The following is a 13921-nucleotide window of genomic DNA, read 5'->3' as shown; positions in this document are numbered from 1 at the left end:
GTACGGTTTTACGGAAATGATCACGATCCGGTCACATCCGCTGTGGAACCCGGTGCCGGTGGCGGCGCGGGGACCGAGGGGGTGGGCCGGTAGCGTTCTGCGGTATGGATGGGATCTCTGGTCAGCACGTGGTCGTCGTCGGCGCCGGGATCGCCGGCCTCGCCGCCGCCCTGTACCTGAGCCGGGCGGAGCGGAACCTCCGGGTCACCGTGCTCGAGGCGGCGCCCCGGATCGGGGGCAAGCTGTACTCGACCCCGCTCGCCGGCGTGGAGATCGACGCCGGGGCCGAGGCGCTGCTCGCGGCCCGCCCCGAGGCCAAGGAGCTGGTGCGCCTCGCCGGGCTCGGCGACGAGCTCGTCGACTGCGGCACGAGCGGCTCGGCCATCCTGTCCCGGGGATCCCTCCGCCCGCTGCCCAAGGGGAGCGTCATGGGCATCCCCACCGACCTGCCCGCGCTCGCCCGCTCCGGCATTCTCTCCCCGGCCGGCCTCGCCCGCGCCGGCCTCGACCTGGTGCTCCCGCCCACGCCGGCGACGGTGGACGTGCCGGTCGCCGCCTACATCCGGGCGCGGCTGGGCCAGGAGGTGGTCGACCGGCTGGTCGAGCCGATGCTCGGCGGGGTGTACGCCGGCCACGCCGACCGCCTCTCCCTCCGGGCCACCCTGCCGTCGATCTCCGGGATCGCCCGGACCGGGCGGTCCCTGATCAGGGCGCTCTGGGAGACGGGCAAGCGGCCCAAGCCGGCCGGCCCGGTCTTCGTCACCCTCCGCCGCGGCCTCGGCTCCCTGCCCGAGGCGGTGGCGAAGGCCTCCGGGGCCGACGTCCGCACCGGGGTCACCGTGCGCGACCTGGTCCGCACCCCCGGCGGCTGGCGGGTCGTCACCGGCACCGGCGGCACCGAGGAGGCGATCGAGGCCGACGGGGTGGTCCTCGCCGTGCCCGCCCGGGTCGCGGCCCGCCTGCTGCGCCGGGAGTTGCCGGGGGCCGCGGCCGAGCTGAGCGGCATCGGCTACGCGAGCGTGGCGATCGTCACCCTCGCCTACCCGAAGGCGGTCTTCCCCCGCACCACCGTGGGCAGCGGCTACCTGATCCCGCCCGTGGAGCGCCGGCCGGTGAAGGCGGTGACGTTCAGCTCGGTCAAGTGGCCGCACCTCGCCGAGGCCGGCCGCGACCTCGTCTTCGTCCGGTGCTCGATCGGGCGGCTGGGGGAGGAGATGCTGCTCCAGCGGGACGACGCCGAGCTGGCCGCGCTCGCCCAGGAGGAGCTCACCGAGACCCTCGGGGTGGGGGACCGGCCGATCGACGTGCGGGTCACCCGGTGGGGCGGGGCCCTCCCGCAGTACGAGGTCGGCCACCTCGACCGGATCGCCCGCGCCCGCGCCGCCGTGGCCGCCCAGCCGGGGCTGGCGCTCTGCGGCGCCGCCTACGACGGGGTGGGGATCCCGGCCTGCATCGCCTCCGCCCGCACCGCGGTTTCGCAGGTCCTGGCGCGGCTGGGCACGGCCGGGGCGCCTGCGGGACCGGACCCCTCCGCGGGCAGAATGGGGGCATGACCGAAACCCAGACACGCCCCGAATCCCGGCCGTCGGCCGAGGAACTCAACAAGGTGATCCGCTACACCATGTGGTCGGTGTTCCGGCTGCGGGAGCGGCTTCCGGAGGACCGGGGCGGCATCGCCGACGAGGTCGAGGAGCTCCTCGCGCAGGCGTCCCAGAAGGGGGTCGTGACCCGGGGCTGCTACGACGTCGCCGGGTTGCGCGCCGACGCCGACTACATGTTCTGGTGGCACGCCCCCACGCCGGAGGACGTACAGGAGGTCTACACCCGGTTCCGCCGCACCGCGCTCGGCCGGGCGAGCGAGCCGGTCTGGTCGGTGACCGGGCTGCACCGGCCGGCCGAGTTCAACCGGTCCCACATCCCCGCGTTCCTCGCGGAGGAGCAGCCGAGGGGCTACCTCTGCGTCTACCCGTTCGTGCGGTCGTACGAGTGGTACGTGCTGCCCGAGGCCGAGCGCCGGGAGATGCTCGCCGAGCACGGCGCGATGGCGCGCGGCTTCCCCGACGTGCGGGCGAACACGGTCGCCTCGTTCGGCCTCAACGACTACGAGTGGATCCTCGCCTTCGAGGCGGACGAGCTGCACCGCATCGTCGACCTCATCCGGCACCTCCGCGGTTCCAAGGCGCGGCTGCACGTGCGGGTCGAGGTGCCGTTCTACACCGGCGTCCGCAAGCCGGTGCGCGACCTGGTCGCTTCCCTGGTCTGACCCCGGCGCCCTGGCTTTATACAATCTTTGCCATACTGTGATATGGCGTCTATCGGGTTGTGAGGCAGGGTGTCGAGCCGTCTGGAACGACTGAGGGAGCGCCGCAGAAGGCGGCGGATCCGCGCGCGCATCATCACGGCGTCCTTGGGCGCCGGCGCGCTCACCGCCGGGGTGATCGCATACGCCGGCCCGTTCGGTGAAGCGGCCGGGCAGGCCACGGGTCGGCCGGCCCCGGTGGTCACCCCACAGGTCTTGCTCGGTGAGCTGACCGCGGCCGCCGCCGGGAGCCCGGTCAAGGCCGGGACGGGTACGGGCCCGGCCCCGGCCGGGGCGGCGGCGAAGGATCCGGGCGGCACGGAGACCGCGAAGCAGGAGAACAAGGACAAGAAGCCGGCGGCCGGGAAGACGGACCGGAAGAGCCGCGAGAAGGCCGCGATCAAGGCGTCCGGGCCCTCCGAGTACACCGACGAGCGGGCCGTCGCCTACTTCACCACCCGCTGGCAGGACGAGGCGACCGAGCGGATCACCGACATCCGGACCGTCGGGCGCTACCTGCGCATCTACACCGACCTCCCGGAGAGCGCGGACAACTCCAAGACCGCGCTCAAGCTCTGCGAGCGGGGCCTGGAGTACCTCGCCGAGCTGGGCGAGACCAACCCGGTCGTCTTCGTCCAGGCGAAGTACGGCGGCAACGGCAACCCGGTCCTCGCCAACGTGCTCGGCCCGGAGGACGACGACTGCCGGGTCACCCACCCCAAGCCGAGGTGACCGGCCGCGCGCCGGAGCCCTCGGCCCCGCCACCCGGTCACTCGGTAGGCCGGCGAACCAACCTGGGCTGACGTGGGCGTCGACCCCCTCACCCGGTCACTCGGCGGGCCGCAGCACCAGGCAGATCGAGTTGATGCAGTACCGGTCGTCGGTGGGCGTCGGGTAGCCCTCGCCGTGGAAGACGTGCCCCAGGTGTGAGCCGCACCGGGCGCAGCGCACCTCCACCCGGTTCATGCCGAACGACCGGTCCTCGTGCAGCGTCACGGCGTCGGAGCGGGCCGGTTCGAAGAACGACGGCCAGCCGCAGTGCGACTCGAACTTCGCCTCCGAGCGGAACAGCTCCGCGCCGCAGGCCCGGCAGGCGTAGACCCCGGGCGTGGTGGTCGACACGTACTCCCCGGAGAACGGCGGCTCGGTCCCGCCTTCCCGGAGCACCCGGTACTCCTCCGGGGAGAGCAGGGCCCGCCACTCCTCCTCGCTTCTGACGATCTTCTCCATGCTCACCGTCCTCCCGTCACGGGGTCATGTGAGGGGCAACCGTGAACGCCAGGGAGATCTTCCCCAACCTTGCGCAGCCGGGCATCCTTTCCGGGCGCGGCCGGCGTCTTCACCGGTGAGGGGGCTGATCTCCCGGGGTGTGGAGCCGTCCCGCCGCCCGCGGGCTGCACCCGACCCGTGCTGGACACCGCCGGACGGTGCGCGGACGCCGCCCCGCCGAGCCCCCGGGGTCCGTCCCGCCGCGCGCAGCGGTTCCCGAGCTGCGCCGGCCACCGGCCCGCCGTCCAGGGAGGTGGGCGGGCCCGTGGGAGCGCCCGGTCCGGCCGCCAGAGGCCGCCCGGGACGGACCCCTTTTCCTGGGTAGGGATGCGGGCATGGCCTCCCCGTACATCGAGCTCGAAGCCGGGGCCCGCGTGATCAGGCTCACCAACCCGGACAAGATCTACTTCCCGGGGGTGGGGGCGACCAAGCGCGACCTGGTCGAGTACTACCTCAGCGTCGGCGACGGCGTGCTGCGGGCCATGCGGGACCGGCCGACCTACCTCAAACGGCACCCGGACGGGGTGAGTTCGGAGGCGATCTACCAGAAGCGGCTCCCGCGGCACCCGGAGTGGATCGAGACGGTCACCGTCCGGTTCCCCAGCGGCCGCACCGCGGCCGCGCTCTGCCCGACCGAGATCGCGGCCATCGCGTGGTGCGTCAACCTCGGCACGATCGACTTCCACCCGTGGCCGGTGCGGAAGACCGACCTCGACCACCCCGACGAGCTCCGCATCGACGTGGACCCGCAGCCGGGCACCACGTTCGAGGACGCGCGGACGGCCGCCTTCGCCGTCCGCGACCTGCTCGCCGAGCTGGGGATGACCGGGTACCCGAAGACCTCGGGCGGCCGGGGCCTCCACATCAGCGTGCGGATCCGCCCCCGGTGGACGTTCACCGAGGTCCGGCACGCGGCGATCGCGTTCGCCCGGGAGGTGGAGCGGCGGATGCCCGAGCTGGTCACCACGGCGTGGTGGAAGGAGGAGCGCGGGGCGAAGATCTTCCTGGACTTCAACCAGAACGCCCGCGACCGCACGATCGCCTCCGCCTACTCGGTGCGGGCCAGGCCCGACGCGCTCGTCTCCGCCCCGGTGACCTGGGACGAGCTCGCCTCCTGCGACCCCCGCGACTTCGACATCCGCACCATGCCGCGGCGGTTCGCCGAGCGGGGCGACGTCCACCGGGCGATCGACGACGAGGAGTTCGACATCGGGGTGCTGCTGGAGTGGTTCGCCGCCGACGGCCGGGGCGACCTGCCGTACCCGCCGACCCACCCGAAGATGCCGGGAGAGCCCAAGCGGGTCCAGCCCTCCCGGGCGCGGGACCATGGCTAGCCCCGGCCCGGCGCCCGGTGCCCGCGCCCGGCGGCCGCGGCCCGCCCGGCTCCCGGTGGGTGGCCCGCCGTGGGAGCACCGCGCCGACGCCGCGGGAGGGGGAGCGGTGCCGCCGGCCGCCGGCGCACCCCCGGCGGGCGGTGTGCCACCGTGGTGTCGTGCGTTCTATTCACCCGATCATCGAGGACGAGCCGGATATCGCCGCCGCGTACGCCTACCCGGCCGGCGGCTGCCTGAGGGTCAACATGGTGGCGAGTGCCGACGGCGCGGCCTGGCTGGCGGGCCGCTCCGGCGGGTTGTCCGGCGGCGGAGACCGGCGGATCTTCGGGGTGCTGCGTGGCCTCGCCGACGTTATCCTCGTGGGCGCCGGCACGGTCCGCACCGAGGGGTACGGCCCGGCCCGCCCGCGCGAGTCCTGGGCCGGGCTGCGCGCCGGCCGGCCCCCGGCTCCGCCGATCGCGGTGGTGAGCCGGACCCTCGACCTGGACTTCGGCGGGCCGCTCTTCACCGAGTGCGCGCCGGGCGCCCGCACCATCGTGATCACCTCCGCGGCGGCGCCCGCGGACCGCCGCGCGGCCGCGGCCGAGCGCGCCGACGTGCTTATCGCCGGGGAGGAGATGGTCGACGTCGCGGCCGCGGTACGGCTGCTGCGCGAGCGCGGGCTGACCCGCATCCTGTGCGAGGGCGGCCCGGTGCTCAACGCCGAGCTCGCCGCCGCCGGCCTGATCGACGAGCTCGCGCTCACGATCAGCCCGATGCTCACCGGCGGGGACGCGGCGCGCATCCTCAACGGCGCCGCCACGGTGACGCCGCTCGCCCTCGTCCACGTGCTGGAGGAGGACGGCTTCCTGTTCTGCCGATATCGGAGGGAGGCCCGATGAGGCTTCCGGTCCAGCCGCCGATCGCGCCCATGCTCGCCAAGGCGGTCGCCCGGCCGCCCGCCCAGGACGGCACGCTCTACTACGAGCCGAAGTGGGACGGGTTCCGGTGCATCGTGTTCCGGGACGGCGACGAGGTCCACCTGGGCAGCCGGAACGAGCGGCCGTTCACCCGCTACTTCCCGGAGGTGGTGGCCGCGGTCCGGGCCGAGCTGCCCCCGCGCTGCGTCGTGGACGGGGAGATCGTGGTGCGTTCCGGTCCGGTGCTCGACTTCGACGCGCTCCAGCAGCGCATCCACCCCGCCGCCTCCCGGGTGGCGCTCCTCGCCGAGCGCACGCCCGCCTCGTTCATCGCCTTCGACCTGCTCGCGATCGGCGACGAGAACCTGATGGGCGCGCCGTTCTCGGCCCGGCGCGCCCGCCTGGAGCAGGCCGCCGCCCGGGCCGGCGCCTCGGTGCTGCTCACCCCGGTGACCCGGGACGAGCGGGTCGCCGCCGAGTGGTTCGACCTGTTCGAGGGCGCCGGGCTCGACGGCCTCGTGGTCAAGCCCGGGGGCCTGCCGTACCTGCCGGGCAAGCGGGTGATGCTCAAGGTGAAGCACGAGCGGACGGCCGACTGCGTGGTCGCCGGCTACCGGGAGCACGCCTCGGGCCCGGTCGTCGGCTCCCTCCTGCTCGGCCTGTACGGCGGCGACGGCCGCCTCCACCACGTCGGGGTGGCCTCCGCCTTCCCGATGCGGCAGCGGGAGGAGCTCGTGGCCCGGCTCGCGCCGTACCGGACGGAGCTGAGCGGCCACCCGTGGGCGGGGGAGGCGGGGGCGACCGGGCAGCGCGTCCCGGGCGGCGTCTCCCGGTGGACGGGGAAGAAGGACATGTCGTTCATCCCGCTCCGGCCCGAGCTGGTGGCCGAGGTCGCCTACGACCACATGGAGGGCGACCGGTTCCGGCACACCGCCCGGTTCCGCCGCTGGCGGCCCGACCGCGACCCCGCCTCCTGCACGTACGCCCAGCTCGAGCGGCCGGTCGCCTACGACCTCGACGACATCCTCGCCCGGTAGCGCGCCGCGTGGCGGCGGTACAGGACGGGCCTCGCGGCCCGGCCCGGGCGCGCCAGGTGCGTCAGCCGCCCAGGAACGCGCGCACCGCGGCGGTCACCGCCACGGCGACGGCGACCACGAGGAGGAACGGCGCGCGGAGCAGCAGCGCCACCGCGGCGGCCGCGAGCCCGGCCGCGCGGGCGTCGAGGACGAGCCGGGTGCCGGTGGTGAACGTCTGCAGGGCGACCAGCGCGGCGAGCGCGGCGATCGGCAGCAGGGTGGCGAGGCGGCGGACCAGGGGGCGCTCCAGCACGGCCGCCGGCACGGAGAGCCCGAGCAGCTTGGCCGCGTAGCAGCCGAGCGCGGTGAGACCGATCGCGATCCAGACCGTCACGCCGCCCCTCCCTTCGCTCGGGGCCGGACCAGGGCGAGCACGATCGGGGCGGCGAGCACCGCGACCAGGACCGGTGCCCCGGGCGGCAGGAACGGTGCGCAGGCGAGGGCGAGCACGGCGGCGAGGCCGGCGACCAGCGGCTCCGGGCGCAGGCGCGCGCCGGACGCCCGCGGGGCGCCGCGCACCATCGCCACGAGCAGGGCGAGGAACACGGCCGGGCCGGCCGCGTCGAGGCCCCAGGCGGCCGGGTCGCCCAGCGCCGCGGCGCCGAGGGCGCCCGCGAACGTGGTGAGGTTCCACACCACGAACAGGGTCGCGCCGGTGACCAGGAACCCGAGCCGGGCGCTGCGCCGGTTCGGCTGGGCGAAGGCGACGGCGGAGGTCTCGTCGATCACCCACTGGGCGGCGAGCGGGCGGACCGCCCGGGGCAGGGCGAGCAGGTGCGACAGGCGCAGCCCGTAGAAGGCGTTGCGCACCCCGAGCAGGAGCGCGCCCGCCACGGCGGCGATCACGCCGCCGCCGGCCCCGAGCGAGCCGACCAGGGCGAACTGCGAGGCACCGGTGAAGACCAGGAGGGAGAGGGCACAGGTCTGGGCGACGTCCAACCCGGAGCCGACCGAGGTGACGCCGAAGGCGAATCCGGAGAGCCCGACGGTGATGCCGACCGCGAGCGAGTCCCGCACGACCGCGGCGCGGGACCGGGCGGGCCGTTCGGTCTCTGCAGAGGCTGGTGCTGATGTCACCCAACCGATGGTAAGTGGCGTCTTTATCAGGTCATTTCCGGACGTCCGCCGGGGCGGGTGCCGGACGCATGGTCACCGCCGGACGCCCGCGGGGTCACCGCCGGACGCCCGCCGGGTCGCCTGGGATGCCCCCGAACGGGCTCCGGATGCGGTGCCGGATGTCCCGCCGGGCGGACGCCGGAGCCCTGCCGGGTTCGTCCCGGTGCCTCCCGCCGGTCGGGCGCCGCATGCCCGCTCGCAGGCCGGTCCCGCGGCTTGCGCGTGCCGAGGCCATCACCGGCCGCGCGCCCAGGGCCGGCACGCCGGTGCTCCGCCGAGGGCGGTCAGCCCGCGGGCCGCGCGGTGCCGCGGAGGATCTGCAGCGAGTGGCCGGTGACGCACACCAGCGCCCCGGCCGGCCGTACCTCGCCGCTGCCGCGCCCGGTCTCCTCCGCCGTGTCGATCACCGCCTCCCAGCCCGGGCCGTACTCGGAGCCGGGGAGGGTGAAGGTGACCGGCTCGTGGTGCGCGTTGAACAGCAGCAGGAAGGAGTCGTCCCGGATCCGCTCGCCGCGCGGCCCCGGCTCGCTGATCGCGTCGCCGTTGAGGAACACCGCCAGCGACCTTGCGCCGTTGTGCCAGTCCGCCTCGCGCATCTCGGCCCCCGCCGGGGTGAGCCAGACGACGTCGCGGGTGCCGTCGCCGCCCGTGCCGCGGAAGAACCGGCGCCGCCGGAAGACCGGGTGACGGCGGCGGAGCGCGGCGAGCGAGCGCACGAACTCGAGCAGGTCGCGCTCCCGCTCCACCAGCGACCAGTCCACCCACGACAGCTCGTTGTCCTGGCAGTAGGCGTTGTTGTTGCCGTGCTGGGTGCGGCCGATCTCGTCGCCGGCGAGCACCATGGGGACACCCTGGGAGACGAACAGGGTGGCGAGGAAGTTGCGCCGCTGCCTCCGGCGCAGCCGGTTGATCTCCGGGTCGTCGACCGGGCCCTCGGCCCCGCAGTTCCACGAGCGGTTGTCGTCGGTGCCGTCCCGGTTGTCCTCGCCGTTCGCCTCGTTGTGCTTGCGGTCGTAGGAGACCAGGTCGGTGAGGGTGAACCCGTCGTGGCAGGTGACGAAGTTGATCGAGGCGACCGGCCGCCGCCCGTTGTGGGCGTACAGGTCGCTCGACCCGGCGAGCCGGGACGCGAAGTCCGGGAGGGCCCCGGCGGTGCCCCGCCAGAAGTCCCGGACGGTGTCCCGGTACTTGCCGTTCCACTCCGTCCATAACGGGGGGAAGTTCCCCACCTGGTAGCCGCCCGGCCCCACGTCCCACGGCTCGGCGATCAGCTTCACCTGGGAGATCACCGGGTCCTGCTGGATGATGTCGAAGAACGCCGAGAGCCGGTCCACGTCGTGCAGCTCCCGGGCGAGGGCGGCGGCGAGGTCGAACCGGAAGCCGTCGACGTGCATCTCCAGCACCCAGTAGCGGAGCGAGTCCATGATGAGCTGGAGCGCGTGCGGGTGGCGCACGTTGAGCGAGTTGCCGCACCCGGTGTAGTCGACGTAGAACCGCCGGTCGTCCTCCTGCAGCCGGTAGTAGGCGGCGTTGTCGATGCCGCGGAAGCCGAGCGTGGGCCCGCGGTGGTCGCCCTCGGCCGTGTGGTTGTACACCACGTCGAGGATGACCTCGATCCCGGCCTCGTGCAGCGCCCGGACCATCGCCTTGAACTCCAGGACCTGCTCCCCCCGCTGCCCGGAGCTGGAGTACGCGTTGTGCGGGGCGAGGTAGGCGATGGTGTTGTAGCCCCAGTAGTTGGTGAGCCCGCGGGAGACCAGGGCGTGCTCCGGCACGAACTGGTGGACCGGCATGAGCTCGACCGCGGTCACGCCGATGGAGAGCAGGTGCTCGATCACCGCCGGGTGGGCCAGGCCGGCGTAGGTGCCGCGGAGCCGCTCGGGCACGTGCGGGTGGCGCATGGTGAGCCCGCGCACGTGCGCCTCGTAGATCACCGTCTGGTGGTACGGCGTGCGGGGCCGGCGGTCGCCGCCCCAGTCGAAGAACGGGTTGATCACCACGTTCTTCGGCATGTACGGGGCCGAGTCCTCGGTGTTCAGCCGGCCGTCGGCGAAGTGGTACGAGAACACCGCCTCATGCCACCGCACCGAGCCCTCGACCGCCTTGGCGTACGGGTCGAGGAGCAGCTTGGCCGGGTTGCACCGGTGGCCCTCCTCGGGGCGGTAGGGGCCGTGCACGCGGTAGCCGTACCGCTGGCCCGGCATGATCCCCGGCAGGTAGCCGTGCCAGACGAACCCGTCGGTCTCGGGCAGGTCGACGCGGGTCTCGGTCCCGTCGTCGGCGAACAGGCACAGCTCGACCCGCTCGGCGACCTCCGAGAACACCGAGAAGTTGGTGCCCACACCGTCCCAGGTGGCGCCGAGTGGATACGGCTCTCCAGGCCAGACCTCGTGCATGTGCGAACAGTCTTCCCCGTCACGGGCGTGGGCGCACCGCGGCGTGCGCCCACCCCTCGGCGCCATGGCGCCGTGACCGGGTCCTCTCCGGGACGGCTCAGCCGGCGAGCTCGGCCTCGAGCGTGATCGTGGTGCCGGAGAGGGCCTTGCTCACCGGGCAGCCGGCCTTGGCCTTCTCGGCGGCCTGGGCGAACTCCTCGGCCGAGATCCCGGGCACCTCGCCCCGGACGCGGAGCACGATGCCGGTGATCCCCTCACCGGGCTGGAAGGTCACCTCGGCCGTGGTCTCGAGCGACCGCGGCGGGGTGCCCGCCTGGGCGAGGCCGTGGGCGAGGGCCATGGAGAAGCACGAGGAGTGGGCGGCGGCGATCAGCTCCTCCGGGCTGGTCTTGCCGCCCGGCTGCTCGGCCCGGGACGGCCACGACACGTCGAACGTGCCGACGCCGGACGACGTGAGCGACACCGTGCCGGAGCCGTCGAGCAGCGCGCCCTTCCACTGAGTCGTGGCGGTACGGGTTGTGGCCATTGCGTGCGATCCCTTCCTATGAGCAGGCGAACGATAACCCTAGCGCGCGGCACCGCTCCGGCGATCGCGACGGCGCGCGGTTCGGGCGGGCGCGCCGCCCGCCGCAGGCGATCCGCACCGCCTCCGGCGAGGCGTGCCCGGTGACCCCGCCTCCGCGCGGCCGCGCCGGCCCTCGCCCGGCCGCGCCGGACCGGTACGGCCGGCCGGTGGGGGAGCGGCGCCCGCCGGGCGCTCGCGCGGTCAGGACGCCCGCTCGAGGATGGCCTCCAGGTCGAGGCCGCTCGGCAGCGTGCCGAACGCGCGGCCCCACTCCCCGGAGAGCCGGGTGGCGCAGAACGCGTCCGCCACGGCGGCCGGCGCGTGCCGTACCAGCAGCGAGGCCTGGAGGAGCAGGGTCATCTCCTCGGCGATCCGCCGGGCGTCCGCCTCGGTCGCCGAGGCGAGCAGCGCGCGCAGCCGGTCGGCCGCCTTGGTGATCCGGGCGTCGCCGGCGAGGGCGACCTCGGCGAAGAAGGCCTCCACCGCCTCCGGCTGCCGGGCGAGCACCCGCAGCACGTCGAGGGCGGCGACGTTGCCCGACCCCTCCCAGACGCTGTTCACCGGGGACTCCCGCAGCAGCCGCGGCATCTGGGAGTCCTCGACGTAGCCGTTGCCGCCCAGGCACTCCAGCGCCTCGGCCGCGTGGACCGGCCCCCGCTTGGTCACCCAGTACTTGGCCGCGGCGAGCGCGGCCCGGCGGAACAGTGCCTCGGCCTCGTCACCGCGGATCGCCCGGTCGGTCGCGCCGGCGAGCCGCAGCATGAGCGTGGTCGCCGCCTCGGACTCGAGGGCGAGGTCGGCGAGGACGGCCCGCATCAGCGGCTGGTCGATGAGGAGCTTGCCGAACACGCGGCGGTGCTTGGCGTGGTGCAGGGCCTGGGTGAGGCCGAACCGCATGCCGGCGGCCGAGCCGATCACGCAGTCGAGCCGGGTCATGTTGACCATCTCGATGATGGTGCGGACGCCCCGGCCCTCCTCGCCGACGAGGTAGGCGATCGCGCCCTCGTACTCGACCTCGGCCGAGGCGTTCGACCGGTTGCCGAGCTTGTCCTTGAGCCGGATCAGCCGCATCGCGTTGCGGGTGCCGTCCGGCAGGACGCGGGGGAGGAGGAAGCAGGACAGGCCGCCCGGCGCCTGCGCGAGCACGAAGAAGATGTCGCACATCGGGGCGGAGTTGAACCACTTGTGCCCGGTGAGCGCGTAGGTGCCGTCGCCGAGCGGCTCGGCCTTGGTGGTGTTGGAGCGCACGTCCGAGCCGCCCTGCTTCTCGGTCATCGCCATGCCGGCGAGGATCCCGCGCTTCTCGGCGGGCGGCCGCAGCCCGAAGTCGTAGGCGCACGAGGTGAGCCGCGGCTCCCACTCCGCCCGCAGCTCGGGGGAGTGCCGGAGCGCGGCCACCGCGGAGTAGGTCATCGAGATCGGGCACCCGTGACCCGCCTCCACCTGCGACCAGATGAAGAACTTCGCCGCCCGGGCCACGTGCGCGCCCGGCCGGTCCGAGGCCCACGGCGCGGCGTGCAGGCCGTTCTCCACCGCCACCGTCATGAGCTGATGCCACGCGGGGTGGAACTCGACCTCGTCGATCCGGTGGCCGTACCGGTCGTGCGTCCGCAGCACCGGCGGGTACTCGTTGGCGAGCCGTCCCCACTCCTGCGCCTCCGCGGTGCCGGCGAGCACGCCGAGCCGGTGGATCTCCTCGGCGGCCCAGCCCGCGCCCTCCCGGGCGAGGCCTTCGAGCAGCGCGGCGTCGGCGGCCACGTCGTGGCCGACCAGCGGGGGCACCTGGTTGAACACTTCGTGGGTCACGGTTCCTCCTGAGCGTGTGGGGTGCGGGCCACGCTTCCATGCTCACATAGGGCGGTTCCGGTGATCCCGGCGTATCGGGTGGTTCTTCGCCGCGGCGGAGAGGAGCGCCCCGGGCCGGTGGGCATGGCCACGGCGGCCGGGAACCGGTCCGGCACGGCCGGGCGGACCGCCGCGGGCCGTACCGGAGCCCGGGGGAGCGCTCAGGCGGCCGCGGGGGCGGGCACCGGCCGCGCGAGCCGGCGCCGTACCGGGATCAGGTGGAGCACCAGCCCGAGCAGGGCCCAGCCGCCGAGCACCGCGAGCGGCCGGGCGAGCGCGGCGCCGTCGAAGAACACGGTGTTGCGCAGCGCCTCGGCGGCGGGGCCGAGCGGCAGCACCTGGCCGACCGCCGCGTACCACTCCGGAATGAACCGGGGGCCGATGAGGCCGCCGCTCGCCGGCAGCCCGATCGGGAAGAACAGCAGCGTGGCGACCGGCACCCCGGGCAGGCCGACGGTGCGCGCCAGGCCGGCGACGACCAGGCCGAGGGCGGCCACGATGCCCGCCGAGAGCGCGGCCAGCGCGGCGAGCCGGTCGGGCAGGGCGCCGAAGACCACGTCGGCGAGCAGGGCGTTCGCCGTGCCGATCACGAGCGCGCCGCCCAGCAGCGCGCCCAGCCGCGCGGCCGGGCGCGCGCCGGACCTCGTGACGAGCACGGCGAGGACGATGCCGGGGATGAGGAGGCCCATCAGGTAGAACATGCCGGCCACGCCACCGGGGTCGCCGGGCGGCAGCGGCACCGCGTCCTGCACGGTCAGGCCCGGGATCGCGGCCTGGAAGGCGGCGGTGATGATGGCCGCGCCGGTACGGCCGGCCGCGCTCGCCACGGTCAGCGTCCGCTCCTGCGGGGCGAGCACCGCGTCCACCTCGCGGTCGAGCAGGGCCTGCCGGGCCGCGGCCGCGTCGGGGTAGCCGATCAGGTCGAACGCGCCGGGGGCCTGGGCCGCGACCTGCTGCTCGAGCCGGGCGACCACCTGGTCCGGGCCGACGACCGCGATCGGCACGTCGTGCGGCTCGGGCTGGCGGAAGGCGCCCAGGAACGACGTCACGAAGAGCGCGCCGAGCAGGGTCACCGCCACGACGGCTCCGATCAGCCTCTTCATGAAGCCTCCAGGGATCTCA

General features: G+C 74.6%; 13 protein-coding genes. 6 read left to right on the top strand and 7 right to left on the bottom strand.

What is annotated here, in order from left to right; all coding sequences use genetic code 11:
- Positions 1-104 precede the first annotated feature (104 nt).
- The 3 genes from hemG to TBIS_RS11200 all read left to right on the top strand — a co-directional run bounded on the left by hemG (position 105) and on the right by TBIS_RS11200 (position 3031).
- Entirely contained in the window at positions 105-1553 is a 1449-nt protein-coding gene (gene hemG, locus TBIS_RS11210) for a protoporphyrinogen oxidase (RefSeq protein WP_013132505.1), read from the top strand.
- A complete protein-coding gene (hemQ, locus tag TBIS_RS11205) occupies positions 1550-2263 on the top strand; it encodes a hydrogen peroxide-dependent heme synthase (RefSeq protein ID WP_013132504.1) in 714 nt (237 codons plus the stop codon). The genes hemG and hemQ overlap by 4 nt, the downstream gene beginning before the upstream one ends.
- Positions 2264-2407: 144 nt before the next feature.
- Entirely contained in the window at positions 2408-3031 is a 624-nt protein-coding gene (locus TBIS_RS11200) for a hypothetical protein (RefSeq protein WP_050760509.1), read from the top strand.
- Positions 3032-3127: 96 nt separating this feature from the next.
- On the opposite strand, the gene msrB is transcribed toward TBIS_RS11200, so the two are convergent.
- Complete coding sequence (gene msrB / locus TBIS_RS11195; protein ID WP_013132502.1) at positions 3128-3529, bottom strand: peptide-methionine (R)-S-oxide reductase MsrB; 402 nt, start codon at positions 3527-3529, stop codon at positions 3128-3130.
- Between the two features lie 374 nt (positions 3530-3903).
- Between msrB and ligD the strand changes: the two genes are divergently transcribed.
- The 3 genes from ligD (at position 3904) to TBIS_RS11180 (ending at position 6838) form a co-directional block, all read left to right on the top strand.
- Positions 3904-4902, top strand: a complete 999-nt coding sequence (gene ligD, locus TBIS_RS11190) for a non-homologous end-joining DNA ligase (RefSeq protein WP_013132501.1) — start codon at positions 3904-3906, stop codon at positions 4900-4902.
- A gap of 158 nt (positions 4903-5060) precedes the next feature.
- A complete protein-coding gene (locus tag TBIS_RS11185; protein WP_013132500.1) occupies positions 5061-5783 on the top strand; it encodes a pyrimidine reductase family protein in 723 nt (240 codons plus the stop codon).
- Positions 5780-6838 carry an ATP-dependent DNA ligase gene (locus tag TBIS_RS11180; protein ID WP_013132499.1) on the top strand — a complete coding sequence of 353 codons (1059 nt, stop codon included), beginning with the start codon at positions 5780-5782 and terminating at the stop codon, positions 6836-6838. Before TBIS_RS11185 ends, TBIS_RS11180 begins: the two co-directional genes overlap by 4 nt.
- 61 nt (positions 6839-6899) lie before the next feature.
- Here TBIS_RS11180 and TBIS_RS11175 read toward each other — a convergent pair whose 3' ends face one another.
- The 6 genes from TBIS_RS11175 to TBIS_RS11150 form a co-directional block, all read right to left on the bottom strand.
- The gene (locus tag TBIS_RS11175; protein ID WP_013132498.1) at positions 6900-7211 is read right to left on the bottom strand and encodes an AzlD domain-containing protein; all 312 of its coding nucleotides are present in this window, start codon (positions 7209-7211) and stop codon (positions 6900-6902) included.
- Entirely contained in the window at positions 7208-7954 is a 747-nt protein-coding gene (locus tag TBIS_RS11170; protein WP_050760508.1) for an AzlC family ABC transporter permease, read from the bottom strand. Before TBIS_RS11170 ends, TBIS_RS11175 begins: the two co-directional genes overlap by 4 nt.
- A gap of 323 nt (positions 7955-8277) precedes the next feature.
- Positions 8278-10389, bottom strand: coding sequence for a glycogen debranching protein GlgX (gene glgX / locus TBIS_RS11165; protein WP_013132496.1), 2112 nt, complete (start codon positions 10387-10389; stop codon positions 8278-8280).
- A 97-nt stretch (positions 10390-10486) separates the two neighbouring features.
- Positions 10487-10915, bottom strand: coding sequence for an OsmC family protein (locus TBIS_RS11160; RefSeq protein WP_013132495.1), 429 nt, complete (start codon positions 10913-10915; stop codon positions 10487-10489).
- Positions 10916-11155: 240 nt separating this feature from the next.
- Positions 11156-12760 carry an isovaleryl-CoA dehydrogenase gene (locus tag TBIS_RS11155; protein ID WP_013132494.1) on the bottom strand — a complete coding sequence of 535 codons (1605 nt, stop codon included), beginning with the start codon at positions 12758-12760 and terminating at the stop codon, positions 11156-11158.
- Between the two features lie 200 nt (positions 12761-12960).
- Complete coding sequence (locus TBIS_RS11150; protein WP_013132493.1) at positions 12961-13902, bottom strand: hypothetical protein; 942 nt, start codon at positions 13900-13902, stop codon at positions 12961-12963.
- Positions 13903-13921: the final 19 nt, after the last annotated feature.

The organism is Thermobispora bispora DSM 43833 (assembly GCF_000092645.1).
Taxonomy (GTDB): domain Bacteria; phylum Actinomycetota; class Actinomycetes; order Streptosporangiales; family Streptosporangiaceae; genus Thermobispora; species Thermobispora bispora.
This window is presented reverse-complemented; position numbering and strand designations above follow the sequence as displayed.